Below are 23,403 nucleotides of genomic sequence, written 5' to 3' on the forward strand. Positions count from 1 at the left end.
GACAGAGCGCGCAGCGGGAGTAGGCATGAAATTCAGGCGTTATCAGTGACAGACTGGTCAGAAAATCTGGGACAAAATGGGGCCTTGGCACAACGCTTGCCGCAGTTTCGGGCGCGTGCCCAGCAGCAGGCCATGGCCGCGCAGGTTGCCCAAACCTTGCAGCAGGGTGGGGTGGCATTGATTGAAGCAGGTACGGGTACAGGTAAAACGTTTGCCTACTTGTTGCCCGCCATGCTTTCCGGACGCAAGGTGCTGGTTTCCACCGGGAGCAAGGCGCTGCAAGACCAGATTCTCGAAAAAGACATTCCCTTACTCATGGATGTGGTGGGTAAGCCGATGCGCGTCAGCCGCCTCAAGGGGCGGTCCAATTATCTTTGTCTGCACCGTCTCCAGCGTTTCAGCAGCGAGGGTGTCGCGCCATTGCTGGCGGCTCCTCTCGCCAAAATTGTGAATTGGGCGGGGCGCACCCGGGAGGGAGATATTGCGGAAGTCAGCGGGGTCCCGGAAGACTCGGCGGTGTGGCCGCTGGTAACTTCAACCCGGGATAATTGTCTGGGTAGTGAATGTCCTGATTACCAGCGTTGTCATGTCGTGGAAGCGCGGCGCAAGGCCCAGGAAGCCGATCTGCTGGTGGTGAACCACCACCTGCTTTTTTCCGATCTGGCACTCAAGGCCAATGGTATGGGAGACCTGCTGCCCCGGGTGGAAGCGATGGTGCTGGATGAGGCCCATCAGGTTTTTGACCTGGCGGGCCGCTACTTTGGGCGGCAACTCAGCAGTCTCCAGTTGTGGGATTGGGCCCGGGACAGTCGTGCGGAAGCCCTTGGCGAAGCGTCAGATGACGCGCCTTTACTGCTGGCCGCCGCCGGGGTGGAGACGGCGACCAGTGCCTGGCGCACTGCCCTTGGGGCTGGTGAGGACCGGACTCAGTGGGCACTGACACCAGGGTCTCCCCAAGAGGCGGCTTTTATCCATTTACGTCAGGCTGGACTTACGTTACTGCAAGCCCTTCAGCAGGCCTCCGCCCGAGGCAAGGGACTGGAACAATGTGCGGAACGGGGCGCGGCGCTGCTGGCCAGCGTCGAGTTTTTTCTGCTGCATAATGCCCCGGAAATGGTGTTCTGGCAGGAAAAGCGAACGCGAACCGTGCAGTTACACGCCACCCCCCTGGATGTGGCGGGACCGCTGCAAAAATATCTGCTGGAGCCTATTGAGGCACTGGTGTTGACCAGTGCTACCTTGCGGGTGGGAGACAGTTTTACGGTCACCGAGCGGGCGCTGGGTCTTAGTGGCGCACAGACTTTCAATGCCGCTTCACCTTTTGATTATGCCCGCCAATCGTTACTGTATTTACCCTCTGGCCTGCCTGAGCCCAGTCATCCCGGTTATACGACGGCGTGTTTGCAGGCTGCCATACCAGTCATTGAGGCCAGTGCCGGGCGGACTTTTATCCTGTTTACCAGTCATCGCGCCCTGCAGGAGGCTGCATCCTTTCTGCCCCGCCAACTTGGGTTTCCCGTGCTGGTACAGGGCAGCATGCCGCGTTCGCGCTTGCTGGACCGGTTCCGCAGTCTGGGCAATGCCGTGTTGCTGGGCGCGGCGAGTTTCTGGGAAGGTGTGGATGTGCAGGGAGAGGCTCTGTCCTCGGTCATTATTGATAAACTGCCTTTTGCCAGCCCATCTGATCCGATTTTGCGCGCGCGTACCGAACAATGTCAGGCAGCGGGCGGTGACCCCTTTCGCGAACTGCAAATACCCCAGGCCGTCATTGCCTTGCGCCAGGGCGTAGGGCGCCTGATACGCTCGGAAACTGATCGTGGTGTGCTCATGCTCTGCGATCCGCGTCTGCGCAGCAAAGCTTATGGCAAGATTTTTCTGGAAAGTTTGCCACCCATGCGGCGCGTGAGCGATCTGGAGGCCGTGCAGCAGTTCTGGAAGGCATCGCTGTCATGAGTGATCCGATTGTTCTCGCGATAGATACGGCTACCGAAGCCTGCTCGGTCGCCGTGAATGGCGTTGCAGGGGTGGTTGAAGAGTGTCAGGTGGCGGCCAATGCCCACAGCCAGTTATTGTTGCCGATGATCAGCAGGATATTGCAGCGTGCCGGACTGGTTCTTGGCGATCTGGACGCCATCGCCTGCGGGGTCGGACCCGGCGGCTTTACCGGTGTCCGTATTGGGGTCAGTACCGCGCAGGCTCTGGCGATGGCGCGGGGGTTACCCGTATATCCGGTTTCCAGTTTGCAGGCGTTGGCGGCAGCGACCGTTCAGCCATCGGTTTTGACGGCACTGGATGCGCGTAAAGGCGAGGTCTATGCCGCTGTCTATGTGCAGGATGAGCGTACCGGGCTGCCAGTGTTGCAGGGCGAGGAGCGCGTTTGCCCGCCCGGGGCAGTGGCCTGGCCCCATGAGGGCGGGTATTGGGGGCTGGGTAGCGCTTGGCCCCTGTATCATTCTGAATGGCAGCAGAATAACGTCCTGGGGTGGACGGAAGACGCCTATCCGCAGGCAGAAGCGGTTCTGCGTCTGGCACTGGCCCGTCATCTCAGAGGCGAAGACGGTTGTCGTCCTGACCAGCTCGAACCCCATTATATCCGGCCCTTTCTGCCCCAGGACCAACAAAAATGAAGTTGCGACCGATGCAGGCGGGAGATCTGGATGCGGTGGCGGCACTGGAGTCGCACATTTCCCCTGGACCCTGGACGCGGGGCATATTCCGGGATTGTATGCAGGCCGGATATGATGCCTGGGTGTTGAAGGATGAAACGGATCTCCTGATTGCCTTTGGTGTCCTGTCTACCGGAGCCGCTGAAGCCCATGTGCTGAATCTGGGGGTGAGTCCGACACAGCGCCGCCGGGGTTATGGGCGTAAAATGCTCATGCACCTTTTGTCGCGTGCCGGGCAATTGGGTGCGGAACGCGCCTTTCTGGAGGTCCGGGTATCCAATACGGCCGCCCAGCAGTTGTACCGCTCGGCGGGTTTTCATGAAATCGGGGTGCGCTTGAATTATTATCGAAATACCGAGGGTCGCGAAGATGCTCTGGTTTTGTCCATGTCTTTGGTTCGCGATGTACATTTTTTCAAAGAAGGTTAAAAAAGCTTATGTCTTCCTCACCTGAAGCACTGGTTCCGTCAGTGGATGCCTTTCTGGAGGCTATTCAACGGCGCCGGACTTTTGCCATTATTTCCCATCCTGATGCGGGTAAAACCACCCTGACGGAGAAACTGTTGTTGTTTGGCGGTGCCATTCAACTGGCAGGGACCGTCAAGGCGCGTAAAAGTAGCCGCCATGCTACCAGTGACTGGATGGCTATTGAAAAAAATCGCGGCATTTCCGTGGCGAGTTCCGTGATGCAGTTTGAATATGCGGATCACGTGATCAACCTGCTGGATACGCCCGGTCACCAGGACTTCTCCGAAGATACTTATCGGGTGCTGACGGCCGTGGATTCGGCCTTGATGGTCATTGACGGCGGTAATGGTGTGGAAGCCCAGACCATCAAATTGCTGGAAGTGTGTCGGTTGCGCGATACGCCCATCATCACCTTCATGAACAAGTTTGACCGCGAAAGCCGGGATCCTACGGAACTGATGGATGAAGTGGAGTCGGTGCTGGGCATTCAATGTGCCCCTGTCACCTGGCCGATTGGTATGGGCAAGCGTTTCCGGGGGGTCTACCACCTGTTGCGGGATGAAGTACTGGTGTTCGCCCCCGGTGAGGAAACCCGTGAGCAGCAGCTGGAACGGATTGCTGGCCTGGATAATCCGGAACTGGACCGGCGCTTTCCTGAGGAAATGCCCGAGTTGCGGGAACAGGTGGAACTGCTGCGAGCCGCTTCCAACCCGTTTTCACTGGAAGATTTTCTGGCGGGACAGCAGACCCCAGTATTTTTCGGCTCCGCCATCAACAATTTCGGCGTCCGGGAATTACTCGGAGCCCTGATTGACTGGGCACCCTCGCCGCGCCCACGACCAACCACTGGCCGTGCGGTGCAACCTGATGAACAGGCTTTCAGCGGCTTTGTTTTCAAAATACAGGCCAATATGGATCCCCAGCATCGCGATCGGGTAGCGTTTTTGCGGGTTTGTTCCGGTCATTTTCAGCGTGGCATGAAAATCAAGCATCTGCGTATAGGGCGTGATATTCAGGTGCATAATCCCATCACTTTTCTGGCCCAGGAAAGAGAGCTGGTGGAAGACGCCTATGCAGGGGACATCATCGGCCTGCATAACCATGGCAGCATTCAGATTGGTGACAGCTTCAGTCAGGGCGAAGCGCTGCAATTTACGGGAATACCCTATTTTGCGCCGGAATTGTTCCGGCGGGTGCGGCTGCGCAATCCGCTCAAGGCCAAGCAACTGCAAAAAGGCCTGCAGCAGTTGGCAGAGGAGGGCGCGACCCAGGTTTTCAAGCCACTGCAGGGTGGCGATATGATTCTGGGGGCAGTGGGCGTGCTGCAATTTGATGTGGTGGCAGAGCGCCTGAAAACTGAATACGCGGTGGAAGCCATTTTTGATCCGGTTACCGTCCAGACGGCTCGCTGGATTCAATGTGAGGATGCCAAAATCCTGGCGGAATTCACCCGCAAGCATGAAGATCAGTTGGCTGAAGATGCGGGGGGGCGCCTTGCCTATCTGGCCCCCTCGCGGGTGAATCTGGATTTGACCATGGAACGCTGGCCGCAGGTAATCTTCCATGCCACCCGGGAGCATGCGGATACCTGAGCTTGCAGACAAAAGGAGATTGCACGGATGAAAAAATCCACCCTGATGGTCCTGATGCTGCTGACTTGGCCCCTGGCAGCGGCTGCTCAGGACCTGGAGTCATTGCGCAATCAGGCCGAGTCTGATCCGGTCGCTTTAGCGCAATTGCAGACCCTCGCCCGTGGGCATGATGCCAAGGCGGCATTTTATCTGGGGACTCTCTATTCACCGCTGATCACCCGCAAGGAAGTCACCGTCCATAAAGGCTGGCCAGAAACCCTCCATTGGTACCGTAAAGCTGCAGGATTGGGTCTGGCCCGTGCTGATTTTGACCTGGGTCTTGCTTACGAAGAAGGCCTGGGTGTGCGCAAAAACCCGCAACAGGCCAAGACCTATTTTGCGCGCATGGCCCATATTGCCCAGCTTGAAACAGCCCTGCCAGCCGCTGCCCAGGTTTCCGCAAACCCGCAGGAGTCGGCGCGGCAGGATTGATGGCTGTTGTGACCGGTCGTAGCGCTTATTTGCGCGTCAACAGAAAAACCACTATCCCGACAAATAGCAAGCCTCCAGATAAAGCCAGCAACACCAAGGGATTGCTTAAACCTGCGAAGGGACTGGCACCGTACATGGTTGCTCCTTGAAGCCAAATTACCAAACCCTAGCACATAATTCTAAAAAACAGCAGCCACGGTCCGGCAGGATTGAGCAGGCTCCTGGTTAAGACTATTCAGCGGAAGTGGCTGCCAAATCAAGGATGAAGGAGACCAACCGATTGCCATACGAACGGCATGATTTACCTTTGTCCTGTTACAACTTCTACATCTGAAACAATTTTTACAGACCACCCAAACTGCTGGAGCTTCCAGAAGATAGGGAAGAACTACTCATGGTGTTAATACCGAGTGAGAGCAGAGAAGCTTCCGCAGGATTCTGGTTGATGCCGATAGATACCAAGCTGCCTACGGATAAAGCAAAACCTGAGTCCTGGCCGGTAACACCACCCAGAAGATCGCCCAGATCGCCGACTACTCCGCCGACTAAGCCACCGAGCAAGCCCTGTACATCAGCGCTGAGTGTTTCGCCAGTGCTGCCTTGAGCCGTGTTGGCGTCAGCCTGGACAAGGTTGCCAGTGTGACTTGGGGCATTGATGGAGACCGAGGCGGCAGTACCAACTTGCACCTGCGTGCCCCCGCCTTGATTGGTGATTCCACCCAGTAGCTGTCCTACTGAACTCACCAGATCGGCGAGAACGCTACCGAGACTTCCCTTTGCGCTAGCAAAAATTCCAGTCATTTCGAGTGCTCCTAAATGTTAGATGATGAAATGGGTTTATGTTTAGAATTACCCCAATATTGTTGGGATGTTACCTTAAAAATACGCCTTCAGATGGGAAGAGTACGATAGTTTAGCAAAAATCATGCCATATTCTGTGGGTTGATTTGTTTATCTTAGTGGTTGAGTAAAATGAATTTTCCAGAAAATTCTAATATAATTATTTTATTATAATAAAATCATGTATATTATTATGTAACGTATCTAGGTGTGTGGGTTACAAACTTTTCCGCTTCACCTTCCTTGATAATGCACCCACTCTGTGTAGAGATTGAGATCTATTGGTAGAGGCTCCGGCAGGACTGGGTAAGCTCTTGGCTGCGACTATTCAGCAGAATTAACTGCCGTTTTTAGGATAAACGGGTTGTAGCTTGTCTAGAAAGCAAGGGTTTGCGCCAGTCGCCGGTACTGGATGGCCTCGGCCAGATGCTGCAGGCTGATTGTGGCGCTTTCTTCCAGATCGGCAATGCTGCGGGCCAGACGTAAAACGCGGTGGTAACCACGGGCGGAAAGATGCAGGGTGTCAGCGGCACGCGTCAGTAAGCGGGCGCCCTCGGGCTGTAGCGCACAATACTGGTCCAACGCTTCACCCTGCAGTTGGGCATTGCGGCAGGACTGTCGTTGCCACTGTCGGTTTATGGCCGCGCTGATCCGCTCGCGCCAGTAGGCAGAATTTTCGCCTTCTGGCGCTTTTTGCAGGAGTTCTACCGGAAGACTCGGTACTTCTATTTGGATATCCATACGATCCAGCAGGGGGCCGGAAAGACGGCTGCGATACTGGGAAATTTGGGTTGGGGTGCATACACAGGCCTGGTGGGGGTTACCGAGATTGCCGCAGGGGCAGGGATTCATGGCGGCAATCAACTGAAAACGCGCCGGGAAGGTGCTTTGCCGGGCGGCTCTGGAAATATGGATTTCGCCGGACTCCAGAGGTTCCCGCAGCACTTCGAGAACACTCCGCGAGAATTCCGGCATTTCATCCAGAAAAAGAATACCATGATGCGCAAGACTGATTTCTCCGGGGCGGGGGCGCGATCCCCCACCCACCAGCGCTGCCGAAGAGGCACTGTGATGGGGGGAACGAAAGGGACGTTGCCCCCAGCGCTGCACATCAAATCCACCGCTTTGCAAACTATGGATGGCGGCCACTTCCAGGGCTTCGTTGCGGCGCAGGTGCGGAAGCAATCCGGGCAAACGCGCGGCCAGCATGCTTTTCCCGGTCCCGGGAGGCCCGGACAGGAGAATATGATGACCACCAACGGCCGCAATAATCAGTGCCCGTTTGACGGTTTCCTGGCCGCGTACATCCCGCAAGTCCGGGTAGGGAAGAGCATCACCGTCGATCTCGTCATGAGGCACCGTTTCCGGCAGTTGTTGGGTGCCGCGCAGGTGGGCCACCGCTTCCGCGAGATTGTGGCAGGCCAATACGGGCGCCGTGCGAGCCAAAGCAGCTTCCACGGCATTGCCCTCCGGGAGCAGTAAAACATGTCCGGCCTGACCAGCAGCCAGACTGCTGGAGAGGGCTCCAGTCACCGGACGCAAACTGCCATCCAGCGCCAGCTCTCCGATCATTTCCAGATTTTCCAGGGCTTTCAGAGGAATCTGACCACTGGCGGCGAGAATGCCAATGGCAATGGGCAGATCAAAACGCCCCCCATCCTTGGGGAGATCGGCAGGAGCCAGATTGACGACCATGCGTCGGGCCGGAAACTCGAATCCACTGTTCTGAATGGCAGAGCGGACGCGATCCCGGGATTCCTTGACGGCAGTCTCGGCCAATCCCACCATAGCAAATGTGGGTAGACCCGGCCCCAGATCGCATTCTACGGCGACTGCAGCAGCATGCACCCCCGTGAGCGCACGACTCTGGACAATCGCCAGAGGCAAAGTTCAGTCCTTGTCGGTATTTTCGTCGAGGGCTGCTTTGGGAGCCAGTGCGTCCAGACGCGCTTCCAGGGCCGCTACGCGCGCGGCCAGTCGGGATACCAGATCCTGCTGGACATCAAATTCGTCGCGGGTAACCAGATCCAGACGATCCAAAGCGTTGGAGAGAATGGCCTTGACCTGTTTGTCCACATCTTCCTTGACGGTGCCCAGGCGCGCAAAAGCGTCACCAAGAGTGGCAGCAATATCATCAGCAATACGGTGTTGCATGGTGGTCTCCTTAAAGGCCCATGGCCTGACGAATCAGAAAGCGTTTAACCGGTGGAAGCATTGCCGTTCCCAGCATGCCAATGTCGCGCAGGCGGGCAAGACCGCGACTGCGATTGGAAAACAGATGGCTCAATGCCCCGCAGGTCATTACATTGAGAAGATTATCAGGGCGTCGCGCTCTTTGATAGCGGCGCAGCGCAGGATCATCTCCCCAGTCCTCATGTTGGGCTCGGGCATCGCGAATGGTGCTGATCAATGCCTGAGCATCGCGAAAGCCCAGATTGACCCCCAGTCCGGCCAATGGATGCACCCCATGCGCACTATCTCCCAGAACCACGCAACGCTCACCCGTATAACGGCTGCTGTGCAGACCGGAAAGCGGGTAACTGCTGCGTTTGCCGATACGCACAAAGTGCCCCAGTTGCGGCCCGAATGCCAGTTGAAGGGCCGCTAAAAATGCGCTGTCATCCATGGCCATCAAGCGCCGCTCCAAGGCATGTTTGGCGCTCCAGACGATGGATGCACGGGGATGATTTTCGGCATCAGCGCTGAAGGGCAGGACGGCCAGGGGGCCGGTCGCCAGAAAACGCTGATAAGCGATCCCGCGATGGGGTTTTTCCATCCATACGGTGGCGGTGATGGCATCCTGGCCGTAGTCTTCCTGAAAAACAGGTGCCTGAATGAGCTGCTTGCGCAGCGGAGACTGACGGCCTTCGGCGATGGCGAGGAGGGTGGCCCTGTATTCGGTTCCATCTTTCGCGGTAAGTTGCATGTGTTGCTGATCAGCCCGGGCCTGGGCGATTTCCTGCGCGTAAAGCACCGTGACTCCCGCCTCAGCCAGTGCGGCATGGAGTTGCTGCTCCAAACGCCGGTTTTCAACAATATGACCGAGAAAGGTTTCGCCGGCTTCTTCGGCGTCCAGATGAATGCTGCCGGAATTTTCAGCATCCCAGACCCGCATTCTTTCGACTTTGCTGCCATGCGTGGCCAGGTCGATACCGAGTTCCTGCAAAAACCGCTGAGAACCATTGGCCACCAGGCTCGCTCGCTCCGAGGGATCGGCCAGGGCGCAGACCGGTTGCGGACGCTTTTCAAAAAGTGCGACCCGGAGACCGCTTTGCCGGGCAGCCAGCGCCAGACTGGCACCCACCATGCCTGCTCCGGAAATGATCAGGTCGTAATGTGCGTCAGTGGACATGGACAGACTCCCGCATCAGGTCCGGGATGGTGCTTCCGGCAGGCAGGCGAATTCCCGCCAGACGGGCAGCGAGCTCGCGTTTCCCGAGTGTGCTTTGTTCGAGCAGGGCAAGGGCTGCAGCACGGGCGAAACGCAATGGCAGGCGCGGACTGCTGAACAGGCGGTTCATGGCTTCGGTGAAGGCGATGGTTTCCAGGCGGTCCCGGCGGCGAATCCGGCTGTAATCTTCCAGCAAGCGTCTGGCCCCTGGATCCTGCCCGGCATCGGCGGCCTCCCGAAGCAGGGCGGCCAGGGTGATGACATCGCGCAAGCCCAGATTGTAACCTTGGCCAGCCAGGGGATGGAGCGTTTGCGCCGCATTTCCCATCAGTGCCAGACGTTGACTGGGCTGAGCCCATAAGCGCTGGAAAAACAGCGGATATACGCTACGTGGACCAACGCCGGTCAGTAGAGGAAGATGGGGTGGCCGCTGGCGGTTCAGGGCTTCCAGAAAAGCGAAATCACTTAAATCCAGCATCTGGCTGGCAGCACTGGGACGCAGGCTCCAGACAATGGAAAATTGCTGTTGACCAATAGGCAAAAAAGCCAGTGGCCCGCTCTCCTGAAAATGTTCAAAGGCAATGCCCGGTAAGGCTTCGCGCGGTGTGACCGTGGCGACAATGGCATGGCGGTTATGATCCCAGCCCATGCGCTGCAAAGCCGCCAGACGGGCAAGACCCCCATGTCCTCCGTCGGCCACGACCGCCAGCGCCGTGTCCACGCGCAGGTCCGGCCAATCGAGCTGGAGACGATCTGGAAACCACTGCATGCCTGCCAGAGGCCCCGCCGCCTCCTGTTGCAGCGTACTACATTGCGCCAGCGGCATTGCCAGCGCTGCTTGCAAGGTGTTCAGTCCGGCTACTTCGCCCAGGCGTTGTTCCGGCGCTTCCAGAAGCTGCTGCTCCAGGCGGACCCGTCCGCTGAGTCCCTGCTGGGTGATCTGGACGGTTTCAATGGCGGCAGCATCATGCAGCGGCATTTGGACACCGAGATGGCTGAGAAGACGACGACTCCCCAGTGCCAGGGCAACCGTCCGCTCACTATGCGCAGGGCGGGGCTGCTGCAGCGGAAAGGTGTCCACCATGAGTATGTTGAGGGATGTCCGTTTCAGGGCCAGCACCAGACTGTGCGCCACAGGCCCATTGCCGAGGATGGTGATATCGGCGGTCAGGCTACGCATAATTTCTCCGGTACTTGAGCATATCCCCTCATTTAAGACCAAGATGCCGCTTGCAGCAAGTCATGAAGCTGCAAATCCGGCGGTGCATGCGGACACAAGCCATCAGAAAGTCCTAGAATGGCTGGATGGAGATTCGCTCAGTGAACCATAACGGCAACTCAGCTGGAACGCCGCAAAACCCTTTTCTGCAGGGGTTGATTGACAGTCATTGTCATCTGGATGACGAGGCCTTTGCTCCAGACCGTAGCGCCGTCATACAAAGGGCCAAAAATGCTGGCATCGATAAAATTCTGGTGCCTGCTTATAGTCCGGCATTTTGGCCGCGTCTGCAGCATCTCTGCGCGCAGCAGTCCATGCTTTATCCGGCGTACGGGGTGCACCCTTTGTATATCAATGCCTGTGCTTCCAACTGGCTTGAGCAACTGCGAAGCCAGCTGGATCAGGCGGTGGCAGTCGGCGAAATTGGACTCGATCTTTCGGAAAATGCGCCTGATTATGCGTCGCAAGTGGACTGCCTGAAAATGCAATTGCATCTGGCCCAAGAGCTGGATTTGCCGGTGATTCTCCACGCGCGTCGCACCCTGGAAAATCTGTCACTCATTCTCAAGGATTTTCCGGGTCTGCGCGGGGTGGTGCACAGTTTTTCCGGGAGTCTGGTACAGGCCCAACGACTGGTGGACAGGGGATTTTATCTGGGGTTAGGTGGGGCTTTTACCCATGCGCGGGCGCTGCGCCTGCGGGCCACTATCCAGTCCCTGCCCCTGGAGCAGATTCTGGTTGAAACGGACGCTCCCTGGCAATCTGCCGAAAGTTACCGGGGGCAGCGCAACGAACCCGCCTTTCTGCTGGAAACCGTCCATGCGCTTGCACGTCTGCTCCAGATGTCGCCGCAAGCGTTGGCAGAGCAGCTCACCCGTAATACTCTGGCTCTTTTTCAGGAAAAACTATAAATGCAAGATCCCTTTATTCGTAGTGAAATTCTTTTGGGTGCTTCGGCAGTGGCCGATTTGCGGCACCGCCATGTACTTATTGCCGGAGTGGGGGGCGTGGGGGGGTATGTAGCAGAAAACCTGGCCCGGGCGGGGATCGGTAAAATCACCCTGGTTGATCACGATGTGGTCTCCTCATCGAATATTAACCGCCAGTTGGTGGCTTTGCACTCGACGCTGGACCAGCCGAAGGTGGCAGTGATGGCGGCACGTATTCAGGATATTTCTCCAGATTGTGAAGTGGTTGCCCGTGAGGCGTTTATTACCATCGACAACGCCGAGCAGATCCTGCGTGAAAGTGGCGCGGAAGTAGTGGCGGATTGTATTGATGCCATTGCCTGGAAAGCGGTTCTTATTCAGTCTGCCCAGCACTTGGGTCTGGAAGTGTTTTCGAGTATGGGCGCAGGGAATCGCCTGGATCCCCGGCGGGTGCGAGTGGCCAAATTGAATCAGACGGAGACATGTCCGCTGGCCCGTGAAATCCGGGCGTTGCTCCGTAAAAACGGCGCCAGCCTCGATTTTCTGACCGTATTTTCTGATGAAGCGCCGCGACCTGCGGCTCCCCAGGAGCCGGTAAGTGGCCCGCAGGGGCGGCCCAAAACGGTCAATGGAACCATTTCCTATATGCCCGCGATATTTGGTGTGTTGCTTTCTGGAATGATTGTGCAATATCTCGTTGGAGCTTGTGAAAATATCAAAGAGCATCTAATTGTAAATTGAAGGCTATTAGTTCAATTAAAATTAATATAATTGATTTATTATATACTGACATATCGTTGGGGCGCTTTAAGTTATGGCAAAATTCATGAGTACCGAGTGGATTCGTCTGGTGGGTAAACAATGGGATACGCATCCGGAAATTCAGAAAGATCTGAAAAACTTCAATGCGACCTGGGAATACTATATTGAGGATCGTCCCGATATCCCCCATGTCATGCTTTTCTGCAAAGCCGGGAAAGTCATCTATGCGGGCCCTTCCGATGGTCGTCGTCGTGATTTCATCATGTGGACATCCATGGACAACTGGGAAAAAATTCTTTCCGGCGAACTGTCCGGAAAAGCCGCACTGATGACCCGTAAGCTGAAATTTAAAGGGTCCATGATGACCGCGATGAAATATATGACCCCATTTAATATTCATCTGAGTATTCTGGGTGAAATACCCGTCGATTTTGATAGTTAGGGCGGATGCCTTGATGACAGCAGAAGTTTTGCCTTCCAAAACCATACTGAACTTTACAGTTGATCCCAATTATTCCGGGAAAAATCTGCCTGGCTGGTTTTTGATGAATACTTTTTTGCAGCGCCACCTGGTTCAGGTAATGCATTTTCAGCCGCAGGATGATTTTGACAGCGGTCGGGCGGCAGTGCTGTCCGGAAATTACGATCTGGTATATGCCAACCCCTTTGATTGGGTGCAGTATCAACAAAAACTGGATTTTCTGCCCATCGTCAAGCCGCTAAACCATTTTGATGAAGTGTACTTGTGCGCACCAGCAGCAGGTTCTATTCATCATGCTGAGGATTTTCCGGAGCGTATCCGGATTGCTTCGGCGCATCCCTCAACCCTGGTCCATATGGTGGGGTTATTCCTCATGGATAAGGCGGACATTGATCGGGCGCGTCTGGATTTTGTGTTTACCGGCAGCTATCAACGGGTTCTCAAGGCGTTGCTGCAGGGCCAGGCTGATTTGGGTTTTCTTTTTAATGAGGTCTACAGCAGTGCCAGCAAGCTGATCCGTGAACGTTTACGCGTCATTGATCAGTCCGATGATGCCTTTGCTTTTCATGCTTTTTGCGTGGGTCCACGCTTACTGCCACAACGGGAATTATTGACGGACTTGTTGACGAGTATGGATCTGGAACCTCGTGGGAAAAACCTGTTGGAAGATTTGGGCTTTTCCGGATTTGAGGCGGTTACGGAAGATGAAATCGCCTGCCTTGCCACCCTTGCCGATGAATATATCAGCGGTCACGAAGCCATTGATATTCGTGCGACCTCCAGCCTGGCAGTGGCAGACAGCGCCTTTGTCGTCGCCCGTGAAGATCCTGAAGGCGGGACAAATTAGCCGGGCTGCGGTTACAATGCGCCCATGAGCTATCGTGACCTGCGTGCCTTTATTGCCGACCTTGAAAAACGTGACCTGCTGCGCACTCTGAATGTGCCGGTTTCTCCGCATCTGGAGATGACGGAAATATGTGATCGTACCCTGCGGGCAGGTGGCCCTGCTGTTTTATTCAAAAAGCCCAGCGGGTTCGATATGCCGGTGCTGGGCAATCTTTTTGGAACCACGGAAAGAGTCGCTCTGGGTATGGGTGCCGAGTCTCTGGCTGATCTGCGTCAGATTGGTCAGTTGCTGTCCTATCTCAAGGAGCCGGATCCGCCCCGGGGACTGAAGGACCTGTGGAGCAAATTGCCGACCTTGCGCAAGGTGCTGTATATGGCTCCGACGAATATTGCACGCCCGGTTTGTCAGGAAGTAATCCTGCGCGGCGACGCCGTGGATTTATCCACCTTACCGGTGCAGACCTGTTGGCCCGAAGATGTGGCACCACTCATGACCTGGGGGCTGACCATTACCAAAGGTCCGCACAAGCGCCGTGCCAATATGGGAATTTACCGACAACAGGTCATTGGTCGTAATCGGGTGATCATGCGCTGGCTGGCGCACCGGGGTGGAGCGCAGGATTTACGTGAATTTCAAAAATTACATCCGGGTGAAGCTTTCCCGGTTGCTGTGGCCTATGGGGCGGACCCGGCCACCATTCTCGCCGCCGTTATGCCTATTCCCGACACGGTTTCCGAACACCAATTTGCGGGATTATTAAGGGGCGGACGGACGGAGCTGGCCAAAGCGCTGACCGTACCCCTGCAAGTTCCGGCGCGCGCAGAAATAGTCCTGGAAGGGCACATATATCCGGATGATATGGCTGAAGAGGGACCTTTTGGCGACCACACCGGGTATTACAACGAAACCCAGAAATTTCCTGTTTTTACGGTCGAGGCTGTCACCCACCGCGAAAATCCCATTTATCATAGTACCTATACCGGGCGCCCTCCGGATGAGCCAGCCATTCTTGGTGCGGCCCTGAACGAGGTTTTTGTGCCTCTCCTGCAAAAGCAGTTTCCGGAAATTGTTGATTTTTATCTGCCTCCCGAAGGCTGCTCCTATCGCCTGGCCGTAGTCAGTATTCGCAAGGGATATCCAGGACATGCCAAACGCGTCATGTTTGGTATTTGGGGATTTTTACGGCAGTTCATGTACACCAAATTTATTATTGTCGTGGACGACGACATCAATGTGCGCAGTTGGGAGGATGTCATCTGGGCGATGACAACGCGCATGGACCCGGTGCGGGACATCACGCTGATAGACAATACGCCCATCGATTACCTTGATTTTGCTTCACCGGTGGCTGGTCTGGGCGGTAAAACGGGTTTTGATGCCACCAACAAGATGCCGGGCGAAACCAGTCGGGAATGGGGACGTCCCATCCAGATGACCAGTGCTGTGCGGGACAACGTGGATGCTATACTGAGCAGTCTGGATCGACCGCTTTTCTAATCGGGTATGGTTGGGGTTTCTAAAATTGTTGTATGGGGTTATTCTCGTTCGCTGATGGTGGAGCGGGTGATGGGAATCGAACCCACGTCATGAGCTTGGGAAGCTCAGGTTCTACCATTGAACCACACCCGCATGCGCTGGATTCTAAGCGCATGCAGATGAAAACGCAAGACGGCAAAACAGGTATTGTTTTAAGAATTTTTAATTAAAGTCAATAAGATGGTTAATAGACCAAGAGGCAAGAATATGGAAGAGTTACCAACCCGGGAAGAGGATATCGAGCAGGCTTCGCGTTCTCTGAAAGCCATGGCCCACCCACTACGCCTCAAGGTGCTTTGTGTTTTGGGTTCAGAAGAAATGAGTGTTCAGGACATCGTCTCCGCAGTGGGTACCACGCAGAGTAATATTTCCCAGCATCTCGCCATTTTGCGGGAAAAAGATATCCTCCGCGCTCGCAAGGACGCCAACAAGGTTTATTATCGGGTGGGCGATCCGCGCACTTTGCGCCTGATCTCCATGATGAGTGACGTGTTCTGCAGTATCCACTGAAAATCTGGATAAATTCTGAATCAGTGGCTAGCGGATGCAACGGCAAGACCTGCTGCCAGATGCTCGTTTGTGGAATATGATGATATTCTGATATACTCCGCCGTCTGTGCCTGCTGGTTTTCAGAAAACGCAAAGAAAAGCAATTGTTAATGGCTGCGTAACCTGATTTGTGGCGGCTTTGTTTGGCGGAGAAATCAATGCATTACGGTCCCTATAAAAAATCCATGGCGCTTGTTGCCATAACTGTCTCAGGAACTTTTTTTGCCATATCTGCTCAGGCAGTAGATTTTAACCAGTGTGTGGCCATGGCGCTCAAACAGAATCCACAGATTCTGGCGGCCAAAGCAGAGCAGGCAGAAGCCAAGGGGGCGGTGTCCCAGGCGCGTGGTCATCTGTTGCCGAAATTGAATGCTTCGTTTTCTGCCAGTCAGTCCAATAATGCCTTGACCGTTTTCGGAATGAAGTTGTCCCAACGCCAGGCAACCTTCAATGATTTTGGCGCGAGTCAGTTTAATCTTAATCCGCCTAACTACAATGTGGCTCCGACTGGGCTTAACCTGCCAGGCAGTTATCATAACTACGGTACCAAACTCCAGTTGGAAATTCCGATCTGGAATGGTGGTGAAGTCTGGGGGCGACTGAGTCAGGCCCACGCCATGTTGGAAGCTGCTCAAAGCGGAAATGTCATGGCCCGGCAAAAGCTGACTTTTGCGGTTTTGCAGGCCTACGACAGCGTCATTGCAGCTGAAAGCGCCATTCAGGTTGCCCAAAAAGCCCAAAAGGCGGCTGAGTCCTACGTCAAAACCAGCAAACTGCTTCTGGATAAAGGGGTGCTGGTCAAAAGCGATTGGCTGGCTGCTGAGGTAAATCTGGAAAAAACTCAGCTGGCGGTGCAGACCGCAGAGAATGACCATGCTAATGCTCTGGAAAATCTGGCTATTCTGATTGGCTGGCCGGAAGAAAAAACTTTATCCGTGGGGAAACCCGTACAACCCGCGTTACCTGATCACTCCCTCCTGGATTTACAGCGTCAGGCAATTACAGAAAATGCCGGCATTGTCGCGCTACGCCACAAGCTGAAAGCCGCTCAGGATGGCATTCAGGTCGCTCGTGCAGCCTATCTGCCCCATGTGAACGCCATGGCCAATCAGGAATGGAATGGCAGCTCGCTGGGTAATGCGGCTCCCTCCTATACCGTCGGCGGCGAAGTCACCTGGAATGTCCTGGATTTTTCCCGGGGCGGGGGCATTGATCGGGCGCAGGCCGAACGTGAGCAGGCCATGGCCGCCTTGCAGGAGGCGCAGGACAAGCTGCGCTTGCAGGTGGCAGAAGTCTGGCGCAGTGCGCGTGAGGCGGCACTGCGCGTCAAAATGCGCCGTCTGGCTGTTCAGCAGATGGAAGAATCCCAGCGTCTGGTGCGATTGCGTTATGAAAATGGGGTTGAAACCATTACCGGCTTGTTACATGGGCAAGCCGAGCTGGATCAATCCCGGGCTGAACTGGTATCGGCCGATTATGCCGAGGCTGTCCAGCGCGCTGCACTGCTGCTGGCGATTGGTAAACTGAATCCGCAAGAAATCGTCGACGTGGCCCCGGTGTCCGTCGTGGAAGGAGCTTCCTGATGTTGAACTTGAAACGCACCGTCATGCTATCAGCCATTGTTTTGGCCAGTGCCGGCTTGGCTGCCTGCAGTAAATCCCCTCCCCAGACCCCGGCTGTGCATCACAGGGTGAGTGCTCCGGTCATGCAGATCGGGGGGAAGAACATGGCCGCCTACAGTCAGGTCCCGGGCACGGTGACTGCCGCCCAGCAGGTGCAAATCAGCTCGCGTCTCAGTGGTTATATTCGTCATCTGGATCTGCGCGAAGGTCAGGCGGTCAAAGCTGGGCAGCTCCTCTTTGAGGTCGATCCAACGGATGTGCAGGCCCAGGTCCAGCAGGCCCAGGCGGGTCTTGCCGAGGCGCAATCCAGTCTGACTGATGCCCGGTCCAATTATGAGCGTTTCAAGGTCCTGTATGCCCAGCAGGCGATTCCTGAAAAGCAGTGGGATCAGGTGAAGTCGGCCTATGCCATGGCTCAGGCGCGGGCCGCCGCCGCGCGTGCGGGTATTGCCAGTGCTGAGGCCCAGATGCGTTATGCTCGAGTAACTGCACCGTTTTCCGGAACCATTATCAATAAACAGGCCCAAAATGGCGATATGGCCTCGCCGGGGCAACCGGTGCTTACTTTGGCCAATACCCGTCAACTGGAAGTGCGCTTTGCCGCCGGCAGTGCTTTATACCGCAGCCTGAAAATTGGTCAGACGCTCAGCGTGCTTGCAGACGGCCAGCGGATACCCGCGACGGTGCTGGATATGGTCAACGCGGCAGATGCCATGACCCATGCCCACTCCGTCAAACTGAGTCTGCCAGCTGATAGTCATCTCCAGGCAGGAGATTATGTGACCGTTGCGGCCCCGCTGGCAGCCCGTCAGATTATTGCAGTGCCTGCCAACGCTTTGCTGGATCGTGCTGGCATCCCCGGCGTGTTTGTTGTAGACGCCCACGGCATCGCCCATTACCGTATGGTCCGTCCCGGTCCGCAAACAGCAGATGGGGTAGAAATTCTTGCCGGCCTGAGTGCTGGAGAAACCGTGGTGACGGGTAATCTTGCTGCAGTCAACAATGGCGACCAGATCAAGGCCGGAGCAGCCCATGGCTGATCAGCATCAAAAAATGAATTTGGCCGGACGGCTGGCCCAGTCTTTTTACCAATCCAAAATTACCGTGCTCATCATGATTGCCATTGCCCTGTTCGGGCTCCTGGCAGTTACGGTTACCCCACGCCTTTATAACCCGGAGATTGTGGTTCCTGCGGCGGAAATTTTCGTCATGCGCCCCGGTTCCAACAGTGAGGAAATCCACAATTTAGTCATCCGCCCGTTGGAAGCGCTGATGGCTTCTCTGCCGGGGGTGCATCATACCTTTGGTTACTCCGTAAATGACATGGGTATTGTCACCGTGGAATTTCAGGTGGGGGCCAATGAAGAAAAAAGCCTGCTGGAGGTGTACAACCAGCTCAGCCGTAATATGGACAAAATGCCGCCGGGGACGGAACAGCCTCTGGTCAAGTCCATAGGGATCAATGATGTTCCCATCATGACGGTGACCTTAAGCACATCACAGTTGACGCCTGTGGCCTTGCGTCAAGTGGGCACCCGCTTGATGGATCAATTGCAGAATGTGCCCGATGTGGCTAATGCTACCCTCATTGGTGGAGGCAGGCAGGCGGTCAATGTCTGGCTCAACCCCGCCAAACTCGCGAGTGCCGGTCTCAGTCTGAAAAATATCGAGCAATCCCTGCAGGGCAACAACGTGATTTTGCCGGGCGGTCATCTGGTCAACGACAATCACGAAATTCCACTGCGCATCAATGGTGCTCTGGGTTCCGCGCAATCTGTGGGCAATGTGATTATAGGCAGTCATGATGGCCAACCCATTTTTCTGAAAAATGTGGCACGTATTGAGGAGGGTGCGGCAGAGGGGCACACCGCTATCAGTAATACCGCCGGGTTGGCGAACCGCATGCAGCTGCCGGCCGGAACAAATATGCCGGCAGTAACCATTACCCTGGCCAAGCGCCCGGGAACCAATGCCGTCACTGTCGCTGATGCCATCAAGGCCAAGCTCGGGCGCCTGGAACAGGAAGCGCTGCCAGAGGGCGTCCATGTCACCATTACCCGGGATTACGGTGCCCGGGCCGATGACGCCGTCAGTACCCTGTTCGAGCATCTCAGCATCGCCATCGGCGTGGTAGCCATCATCTTGATGATTTTCCTGGGTTGGCGGGAAGCCGGTATTGTTATCTTGACGGTGCCTCTGACTCTGGGAGCGGTATTGGGTATCGGCTGGTTGCTGGGCCAGACCATCAATCGGATCACGCTGTTTGCCCTGATTTTATCTTTGGGCTTATTGGTCGATGGCGGCATTGTGGTGATTGAAAATATTCATCGTCATTTGCATGGATGTGCCAAGGGTGGCTTTGCCAACTGCGTGATTCATGCCACCAATGAAATTGGCAATCCCACCAATATTGCTACGTTAGCGGTCATTCTGGCTTTTGTGCCAATGGCTTTTGTGACCGGCATGATGGGTCCTTTCATGTTGCCGATCCCGATTTTCGTGCCCATTGCCATGATTGCTTCGGTGTTGTTGGCTTATACGGTAGTTCCCTGGGGTGCGTATCGTTTTCTGCGCAAGAAGGCTGCCAAGGCGGCAGATACCCATTCCCAGGCGGAACATGAAACAGCACATGAGGATGGCACCCAAGCTCCCAAAGACGCGTTACAAAGGGGCTATTTGCGCGTGGTGACGCCATTGCTCGAGTCTTCTGGGCGCCGCAATATATTCTTCCTGATTGTCGTGGTATTGCTGTTGCTGGCCATGTTGATGCCCCTATGGCAGTTTGTTCGTCCTCAGGGTATGAATGGCCCCCTCAGTGCCATGGGTGTCAATTTGAAGATGCTCCCGGAAGGTAATGTCAGTGATTTCATGATTCAGGTGGATACGCCTGCGGGTACTGCATTGGATGCCACCGGTCAGGTGACGCAAGCGGTAGGGGATGTCCTCAGTCATAATCATTACATAGAAAACTTCCAGACTTATCTGGGACGTTCTGCTCCGGTGGATTTTGCGGGACTGGTACGTGGTGACATGATGCGCGAAGGCAGTAATTACGCCCAGATACAAATCAATCTGGTACCGCGTGATGAGCGCCCCATGTCGCATACTGTGGCGGTGGAGGTGTATAAAGCCCTGCAGAGCGTGCGCAGTCGTTATCCCCAGTCCGTCATCAAGATTTTTGAGGTTCCACCGGGGCCCCCCGTGCGTGCCCAGGTGGTGGCGGAGCTTTATGGCCCGAATTACCAAAAATTGCGGGAGTTGGCCGGGACGGTAGAGCAGCACTTCCGGAAAGTGTACGACATGATTAACGTGGATGATTCGGTCACGGCGAGTGTGCCCGAATACCGGATTCATGTAGATCGGCAAAAGGCCATGCTCGCAGGAGTGGCCCCAGCACAGGTTGCTGAGCTGGTACATGACTATGTTGCGGGCACCAAGCTCGGTGCCTTGCATGATTCTTCAGCGCGGGAACCGGTAGACATCATTTTGCGGGTTCCCCCCCAGGATCGCGCATGGCGTCAGCAGATTCTTGATCTGCATATTCGCAACAGTCAGGGCCAAGAGGTGGCCTTGTCCAGTATTGTCCAGATCCAGAAAACCACTCTGTCCAAACCGATTTATGACCGGGATCAACATCCGGTGGTCTATGTGACCGGTGATCTGATTGGTTCAAGTCCGGTGTATGCCGTTCTGAGTCTGAATCACTGGCTGGATGATCAGCACATTGACGGTGTCCATCTGACCACTGGCAATCTCGGCTTCACGCCTGCCCAGCCCAATGATATTACCCACTACCAGATTCTCTGGGGAGGTGATATGCGCCTGACTCTGGATGTGTTTCGCGATCTGGGTGCCGCTTTCATTGTGGCTCTGGTGTTCATCTATCTGATGTTGGTGGCGTATTATCAGTCTTTCATGATGCCGGTCATTGTCATGGGGGCTATTCCCATGACTCTGATTGGTGTGTTTCCCGGACACTGGTTGTTGAATACACCCTTTAACGCAACTTCCATGATTGGTGTCATTGCGCTGGCCGGTGTGGTGGTGCGTAACTCCCTATTGTTGATTGATTTTATTATTGATTACCGGCGTCAGGGCTACGCGCTTGAAGAGGCCGTGTTGCAGGCGGGGGCAGTGCGGTTTCGCCCGATTTTGCTGACGGCTCTGGCCATCATGTTCGGCTCGGCCATTATGGTGACCGATCCGGTATTTGGTGGTCTGGCGGTTTCCTTGATTTTTGGTACCTTCGCCTCCACACTGCTGACATTGGTGGTGATTCCGCTTTTATACTTTTTGTGGGAGCGGCGCCTTGAAAAGCAGACGCAGAGGATTTAACAGAAAATGAATACAGAACGTTGGGTACGTGTGGTGGCCGGTTTTTTTGTTCTGGTGAGCGTGATTCTGGGTGCGCCCGCCAGCCCGATTTTTGTCAGTGAGTGGTTTCTGGCATTTACGCTCTTTGTCGGGTTCAATTTGTTGCAGAGCGGTTTCACTTGTTTCTGCCCGCTGGACAAAATTTTGCTGAAGCTGGGCGTACCGGGTTCAGGGTCCTGCGGGAGATAATTCATGGAAGCCAAAATTCTCACCTTCGTCCAGGCACAATGGCCGCTTTTGCTCGCAGCTGTAGCCTTGATCGTCATGATTTTTAAAGGCCCACTGACACGCAAGGCAGCCGGAATCAGTGAATTGGATGCGAAAACGGCGGTTCAGTTGATTAACCATGAAGAAGCTGTGGTCATTGATGTGCGCGAACAAAATGAATGGGCTCAGGGGCATCTCCCCGGTGCCCGTCATATTCCCCTCGGGGACCTTCCCAAGTACATGAAAGATCTGGAAAAGCATCGTGGTCATCATGTTATTTGCCAGTGTGCCAGCGGAATGCGTTCGGCGCGTGCTGCTGCAAGCCTGAAAAAAGCGGGCTTTGACAAAATCTACAGTCTCAAGGGTGGTATTAGTGCCTGGCGCGGTGCTGGATTACCGGTCGAAAAATGAAAGTCGTAGCCGAAGTCGTCATGTATGCAACAGGGAGCTGCCCGTACTGTCATCGTGCGGAAGCCTTGCTGCGCAGTAAGGGCGTCAATCCACAAATCATTCGGGTGGATCACAACCCGGCCTTGCGTCGGGAAATGCAGCAGCGCGCCCACGGAAGGCACACCGTACCGCAGATTTTCATCAATGGTCAGCATGTGGGTGGTTCTGATGATCTGGCGGCGCTGAATCATCGTGGGGCGCTTGACGCTCTCCTGCAGGCTGCACCCCAGGAATAGCCGGCAAGGCGTATTGGGAGGAGAAAATGGCGGGATTGATGGTAGTTTGTCCTTCCTGTGGAAGCCTGAATCGGGTGCCGCAGGAGCGTCTGGGTGACAAGGCCAAATGCGGCAAGTGTCATGCTGAAATTTTACCCGACCACCCGGTTAATCTGGCTGCTGCACGCTTCAATACGTACATCCAGAAAAATGAATTACCCGTATTGGTAGACTTTTGGGCCCCCTGGTGTGGTCCATGCCGCAGTATGGCCCCGCAGTTTGAGCAGGCTGGGCGAACTTTGCGTGGCCGCGTGCTTTTTGCCAAGGTCAATACGGAAGAAGAACAGTCCTTGGGGGCGCGTTTCCAGATCCGCTCTATTCCCAGTATGGTTCTTTTCAAAAATGGCAAGGAACACGCGCGGATCAGTGGTGCCATGGGTGCTGCTGACATTCAGCGCTGGCTTGCTGCTCAGGGTGTCTAGCAGCCCGTCGGTTTTAACTTCGGACTACTGCCAGATTTCGCCCCGAATTTTTTGAAATCGCTCATTTTGAGTCTTTTTCGGTCATTATTGCCCTGTTTTTTGCGGTTTATCTGCATTTTCCTGCCCTACAGGCGCAATACGGCCATGCGTTTTATGTTCCACGCCAGGCAGACCAGACTCCATTCTCCCTGAACCTGACGCAGGCCGCGCAAGGAGAACTGCCGGAATCCCATCACGGATTTGATAATCCCGAAGACCGGTTCTACCGTTTGTTTGCGCAGACGATAAACGCTTCGGCCGGCC

At 55.3% G+C, this 23,403-nt stretch carries 24 protein-coding genes and 1 tRNA gene; 18 read left to right on the forward strand and 7 right to left on the reverse strand.

The window, feature by feature from the left end; all coding sequences use genetic code 11:
* Window positions 1–45: 45 nt before the first annotated feature.
* Genes H7F11_RS09020 through H7F11_RS09040 form a run of 5 tightly spaced genes read left to right on the forward strand, consistent with a single transcriptional unit; the run spans window position 46 to window position 5,196 of the window.
* Window positions 46–1,953, forward strand: coding sequence for an ATP-dependent DNA helicase (locus tag H7F11_RS09020; protein ID WP_319803367.1), 1,908 nt, complete (start codon window positions 46–48; stop codon window positions 1,951–1,953).
* Complete coding sequence (gene tsaB, locus H7F11_RS09025; protein WP_193651143.1) at window positions 1,950–2,627, forward strand: tRNA (adenosine(37)-N6)-threonylcarbamoyltransferase complex dimerization subunit type 1 TsaB; 678 nt, start codon at window positions 1,950–1,952, stop codon at window positions 2,625–2,627. Before H7F11_RS09020 ends, tsaB begins: the two co-directional genes overlap by 4 nt.
* Window positions 2,624–3,094, forward strand: a complete 471-nt coding sequence (gene rimI / locus H7F11_RS09030) for a ribosomal protein S18-alanine N-acetyltransferase (RefSeq protein WP_193651144.1) — start codon at window positions 2,624–2,626, stop codon at window positions 3,092–3,094. The genes tsaB and rimI overlap by 4 nt, the downstream gene beginning before the upstream one ends.
* A gap of 8 nt (window positions 3,095–3,102) precedes the next feature.
* A complete protein-coding gene (locus tag H7F11_RS09035) occupies window positions 3,103–4,725 on the forward strand; it encodes a peptide chain release factor 3 (RefSeq protein WP_193651145.1) in 1,623 nt (540 codons plus the stop codon).
* A 27-nt stretch (window positions 4,726–4,752) separates the two neighbouring features.
* Window positions 4,753–5,196, forward strand: coding sequence for an SEL1-like repeat protein (locus tag H7F11_RS09040; RefSeq protein ID WP_193651146.1), 444 nt, complete (start codon window positions 4,753–4,755; stop codon window positions 5,194–5,196).
* 342 nt (window positions 5,197–5,538) lie between these two features.
* On the opposite strand, the gene H7F11_RS09045 is transcribed toward H7F11_RS09040, so the two are convergent.
* The 5 genes from H7F11_RS09045 to H7F11_RS09065 all read right to left on the reverse strand — a co-directional run bounded on the left by H7F11_RS09045 (window position 5,539) and on the right by H7F11_RS09065 (window position 10,607).
* Window positions 5,539–5,997, reverse strand: coding sequence for a hypothetical protein (locus H7F11_RS09045; protein ID WP_193651147.1), 459 nt, complete (start codon window positions 5,995–5,997; stop codon window positions 5,539–5,541).
* A 414-nt stretch (window positions 5,998–6,411) separates the two neighbouring features.
* A complete protein-coding gene (locus H7F11_RS09050) occupies window positions 6,412–7,923 on the reverse strand; it encodes a YifB family Mg chelatase-like AAA ATPase (RefSeq protein ID WP_193651148.1) in 1,512 nt (503 codons plus the stop codon).
* Between the two features lie 3 nt (window positions 7,924–7,926).
* Entirely contained in the window at window positions 7,927–8,190 is a 264-nt protein-coding gene (locus tag H7F11_RS09055; protein ID WP_193651149.1) for an accessory factor UbiK family protein, read from the reverse strand.
* A 10-nt stretch (window positions 8,191–8,200) separates the two neighbouring features.
* Entirely contained in the window at window positions 8,201–9,388 is a 1,188-nt protein-coding gene (locus H7F11_RS09060; RefSeq protein ID WP_193651150.1) for an FAD-dependent monooxygenase, read from the reverse strand.
* Window positions 9,378–10,607, reverse strand: coding sequence for an FAD-dependent monooxygenase (locus H7F11_RS09065; protein ID WP_193651151.1), 1,230 nt, complete (start codon window positions 10,605–10,607; stop codon window positions 9,378–9,380). Before H7F11_RS09065 ends, H7F11_RS09060 begins: the two co-directional genes overlap by 11 nt.
* A gap of 140 nt (window positions 10,608–10,747) precedes the next feature.
* On the opposite strand from H7F11_RS09065, the gene H7F11_RS09070 reads away from it, so the two are divergent.
* From H7F11_RS09070 to ubiD, 5 genes are all read left to right on the forward strand, one after another.
* Entirely contained in the window at window positions 10,748–11,557 is an 810-nt protein-coding gene (locus H7F11_RS09070; protein ID WP_193651152.1) for a TatD family hydrolase, read from the forward strand.
* Window positions 11,558–12,316, forward strand: a complete 759-nt coding sequence (locus H7F11_RS09075; RefSeq protein WP_193651153.1) for a ThiF family adenylyltransferase — start codon at window positions 11,558–11,560, stop codon at window positions 12,314–12,316.
* Window positions 12,317–12,389: 73 nt separating this feature from the next.
* The gene (locus H7F11_RS09080) at window positions 12,390–12,779 is read left to right on the forward strand and encodes an SCP2 sterol-binding domain-containing protein (protein ID WP_193651154.1); all 390 of its coding nucleotides are present in this window, start codon (window positions 12,390–12,392) and stop codon (window positions 12,777–12,779) included.
* Window positions 12,780–12,792: 13 nt separating this feature from the next.
* Complete coding sequence (locus H7F11_RS09085) at window positions 12,793–13,665, forward strand: phosphate/phosphite/phosphonate ABC transporter substrate-binding protein (protein ID WP_193651155.1); 873 nt, start codon at window positions 12,793–12,795, stop codon at window positions 13,663–13,665.
* A 24-nt stretch (window positions 13,666–13,689) separates the two neighbouring features.
* Window positions 13,690–15,162 (forward strand): 4-hydroxy-3-polyprenylbenzoate decarboxylase, encoded by a 1,473-nt coding sequence (gene ubiD / locus H7F11_RS09090; protein WP_193651156.1) that lies wholly within the window; start codon window positions 13,690–13,692, stop codon window positions 15,160–15,162.
* A 58-nt stretch (window positions 15,163–15,220) separates the two neighbouring features.
* Here the strand turns inward: ubiD and H7F11_RS09095 are convergent.
* Window positions 15,221–15,294 (reverse strand) — tRNA-Gly (locus tag H7F11_RS09095).
* A 114-nt stretch (window positions 15,295–15,408) separates the two neighbouring features.
* On the opposite strand from H7F11_RS09095, the gene H7F11_RS09100 reads away from it, so the two are divergent.
* The 8 genes from H7F11_RS09100 (at window position 15,409) to trxC (ending at window position 23,100) form a co-directional block, all read left to right on the forward strand.
* Entirely contained in the window at window positions 15,409–15,711 is a 303-nt protein-coding gene (locus tag H7F11_RS09100) for an ArsR/SmtB family transcription factor (protein WP_024893036.1), read from the forward strand.
* Between the two features lie 197 nt (window positions 15,712–15,908).
* A complete protein-coding gene (locus tag H7F11_RS09105; RefSeq protein WP_193651157.1) occupies window positions 15,909–17,333 on the forward strand; it encodes a TolC family protein in 1,425 nt (474 codons plus the stop codon).
* Window positions 17,333–18,412: an efflux RND transporter periplasmic adaptor subunit gene (locus H7F11_RS09110; RefSeq protein WP_193651158.1), complete on the forward strand. Its 1,080-nt coding sequence runs from the start codon at window positions 17,333–17,335 to the stop codon at window positions 18,410–18,412. Before H7F11_RS09105 ends, H7F11_RS09110 begins: the two co-directional genes overlap by 1 nt.
* Window positions 18,405–21,707: an efflux RND transporter permease subunit gene (locus H7F11_RS09115; RefSeq protein ID WP_193651159.1), complete on the forward strand. Its 3,303-nt coding sequence runs from the start codon at window positions 18,405–18,407 to the stop codon at window positions 21,705–21,707. Before H7F11_RS09110 ends, H7F11_RS09115 begins: the two co-directional genes overlap by 8 nt.
* 6 nt (window positions 21,708–21,713) lie before the next feature.
* Window positions 21,714–21,935: a DUF2892 domain-containing protein gene (locus H7F11_RS09120; protein ID WP_193651160.1), complete on the forward strand. Its 222-nt coding sequence runs from the start codon at window positions 21,714–21,716 to the stop codon at window positions 21,933–21,935.
* Between the two features lie 3 nt (window positions 21,936–21,938).
* Window positions 21,939–22,364 carry a rhodanese-like domain-containing protein gene (locus H7F11_RS09125; protein ID WP_193651161.1) on the forward strand — a complete coding sequence of 142 codons (426 nt, stop codon included), beginning with the start codon at window positions 21,939–21,941 and terminating at the stop codon, window positions 22,362–22,364.
* A complete protein-coding gene (gene grxC, locus H7F11_RS09130) occupies window positions 22,361–22,639 on the forward strand; it encodes a glutaredoxin 3 (RefSeq protein WP_193651162.1) in 279 nt (92 codons plus the stop codon). The genes H7F11_RS09125 and grxC overlap by 4 nt, the downstream gene beginning before the upstream one ends.
* A gap of 26 nt (window positions 22,640–22,665) precedes the next feature.
* Window positions 22,666–23,100, forward strand: coding sequence for a thioredoxin TrxC (gene trxC, locus H7F11_RS09135; protein WP_193651163.1), 435 nt, complete (start codon window positions 22,666–22,668; stop codon window positions 23,098–23,100).
* Window positions 23,101–23,225: 125 nt separating this feature from the next.
* Here trxC and H7F11_RS09140 read toward each other — a convergent pair.
* Window positions 23,226–23,403, reverse strand: a 178-nt coding sequence (locus H7F11_RS09140) for a transposase (RefSeq protein ID WP_193658107.1), incomplete at its 5' end; no start/stop codon positions are given.

The sequence above is a fragment of the Acidithiobacillus sp. HP-2 genome, assembly GCF_015100155.1.
Taxonomy (GTDB): domain Bacteria; phylum Pseudomonadota; class Gammaproteobacteria; order Acidithiobacillales; family Acidithiobacillaceae; genus Acidithiobacillus.